Origin of the sequence: Actinomadura sp. GC306, assembly GCF_004348665.1 — a bacterium.
Taxonomy (GTDB): Bacteria; Actinomycetota; Actinomycetes; order Streptosporangiales; family Streptosporangiaceae; genus Spirillospora.
Map to the genome: position 1 here is coordinate 1 of NZ_SMKM01000459.1, position 2,644 is coordinate 2,644.

Annotated in this window: 3 protein-coding genes; 1 reads left to right on the plus strand and 2 read right to left on the minus strand. The window is 66.8% G+C overall.

The window, feature by feature from the left end:
* A partial coding sequence (locus E1200_RS32550) for an HNH endonuclease signature motif containing protein (RefSeq protein ID WP_131956416.1) occupies positions 1–1,272 on the minus strand: 1,272 nt, incomplete at its 3' end.
* A gap of 546 nt (positions 1,273–1,818) precedes the next feature.
* Entirely contained in the window at positions 1,819–2,121 is a 303-nt protein-coding gene (locus E1200_RS32555) for a hypothetical protein (protein ID WP_131956418.1), read from the minus strand.
* An 83-nt stretch (positions 2,122–2,204) separates the two neighbouring features.
* On the opposite strand from E1200_RS32555, the gene E1200_RS34215 reads away from it, so the two are divergent.
* Positions 2,205–2,357: a hypothetical protein gene (locus tag E1200_RS34215; RefSeq protein WP_165950560.1), complete on the plus strand. Its 153-nt coding sequence runs from the start codon at positions 2,205–2,207 to the stop codon at positions 2,355–2,357.
* Positions 2,358–2,644: the final 287 nt, after the last annotated feature.

The following is a 2,644-nucleotide window of genomic DNA, read 5'->3' on the forward strand; positions in this document are numbered from 1 at the left end:
GAGCCGGCGGGGCCGGGGCCGAACTCGATGGTTGGTGGTGGGGTTCCACAGGTCGGTGGCGGGTGCCGGCGGCGGCGTTTCGCTCGGCGGCCGGATGCGGTAGGTGTAGCGTCCGTCGCCGTCCTTGGTGATGTGGACGTGCTCGGGGCTGGTGGCCTTGAAGCGGTTGTGGAACCCGCAGGTGAGGGCCAGTTCGTCGATGTCGGTGCGGCTGTTGCCCAGGGCCCAGCCGCTGACGTGGTCGACTTCGCAGAGCGCGCCGGGGACCTCGCAGCCCTGGACCGCGCAGCTCGGGTTGAGGGCTTCCAGAACCTGGCGTTGGGCCGGGGTGGCGAAGCGGACGCGGCGGCCGAGGTAGAGGGGGATGTGACCGCGTCCCAGGAGAAGTGGCGCCACCCCGGCGTTCAGGGCGATCCGGCGGGCCTGCTCGGCGGGGATCGGGGTTCCGTCGGTGAGGCGGGCGGGCGCGGTGCCGCCGGTCAGGGTGTCCAGATCGCAGATGACCGTGACCTTGGTGGCCTTGTGACCCCCGGCGAGCACGTTCGCCAGGGCTGCCGCCGTCCGTTCTGACAGGTCGCGATGGTCCTCGGTCCCGGCCGGTTTGGCCAGGGGCGCGAGTGTCCCGTCCCAGACGGCGGCGTCTTCGGCGTTCAACCAGCCCTTGATGTAGCGGCCACCGTCCAATGAGCGGGTGGAGTCGATCCAGGACAGCTCGTAGCCGCGCCGACTGTCGGGATCGGGCTTCTCCGTGCCGTCGCGTTCGGCGATCAGATCGGTGATCCGGTTGCCGAAGGCGGCGACCTTTCCAGCGGAGAAGCCCTGCCCGGCCAGGTCGAGGAGGATGTCCTGGGCGGTGGCACAGTCGTCATCGTCCAGGCGCGTGACGGCGCAGGCGATGGTGGCGGCGTACCCGTAGGAGATGTCGCCGCGGGCGAGTCGACTGGCGACCTCGCCGATCCGGTGACGTTGCCGGGCCAGGTTGATGCGCTCCTTGGCGCGGGCCTCGCGCATGCCGAGGCGGGAACGCAGCCAACTGCGGACGGACGGGTAGCCCCAGCGGCGCGTCTCCCCCGCCGCATCGACTCGGGCGATCAGCGCGGCGAGGGCGCTTTCGTGCAGGTCGTTGGCACGAGCCAGGGCTTCGGCCGCCCGCATGCATACGGCCGCAGAGTCGGGCGCATCACGTTGAGCGAGTTCGGCCGCGATCGTCGCCGCCGCGTCCACCAACTCACTGGTGGACATCGAGGCCGCATCGATCTCTGTCGAACACATGACTAAATATTATCGAACAACCAACCCACCTCTCTCCAGTTCCGGGTGAAAATATTAAGACCTTCAGGATAGTCTGAACGGAAGATATACCGAGCAGAATCAACTCCCTCCGAAGTCTAACGAGTCCATACGCCACGTTCGATACACACTCCGCCCATACTGTCCGGCAGGCACCCTTCGGATTGGAGCAACCCGCCTCACTGAACCGGCCACCGCCTACTGACAGCAGATATACACGAAATGCCCACAACCAACGCCAACCGGTCCGAGCGAAACAAAGATTCCTCAAGCCAGAACCCCGGCCACACCGCTACGTAACCACCCACCACCGGCCGTCGAGCCCAGCCAAAGTGACAGCAACCGGCAGCAACCAGGACCATGCGCACCAAACATGCCAGGGCCGCCTCAGCCGGGCACCCACCGCAACCACACCATTCCGATAAAAGACCGCCGCAACTCCGCAGGAGCACAGAACCACCGCTGGAAACGAGCGGGAATCTAGAATTCAGGGAGTGTCCAGAATGTGAGAGCAGGGCGGCTCTCACCTCAGGGGCCGGTCGAACGAACATCAGCACACAGGACGACAAGACCAGGGCGAATTACAGAACCTTCAGCGCGCCCGGTACAACTTCGCATCCACACCACATCCACAGCACATCCCCACCACATCCGCACCGCAGATGCTCGCTCATCTCGGCTTCCAGAGCGGCCTACAGCACCGTCTTGGTGACCCCGGCCAAAAGCCCGTCCGGCCCGACCAGCGACACCCTCGGCCTTGGCCTTCTCGATCAACTCGGCCGCCAGCTGTACATCCAGCCCACCGACGATCTCGTCCTTGTCCTTGGTCACGCGTGATCCTTCCCGGCCAGGGCGACGGCCCCAGCCCTCCGGATCACCACCCCACCCACACGATCTTTAAGACAGTCCCCATCGTGCAGAGGCAGGTCGTGCAGAGCCAGGTCGTGCAGAGGCAGGTCGTGCAGAAGCAGGTCGTGCAGGCCGGCAGCGGGAGCGGTGCGCTCCGGTCCTCGGCCAGGCTCGGTGACGGCGCGGTGGCCGCAGGTCGGCAACGCTCCGGCCGGTGAGGCGGGGCCGGCCATCGCCAGGCCCGTCGCGGCCACCCCCGCTCCGGCCAGTGCGAGCGCCCGCCGCCTTGTCAGGACCGTCGACGTCTTCCCACTCATGTCGCGGATCTCCTTTCCGCTGAGGTGGAGCGCCCGGCCGTTCCGTCCACTGACATGGGAGTCAAGCACTGGTCTGCTTCAGGTTTACTTCATGGCGGCTTCCCGGCCGTTCACCGGCCCGGTGGGGCGGCGGCGGGAAGCGCGAACGACGGCGGTGGCGGCGGGGATTGTTGTGAGTGGTCTTGATC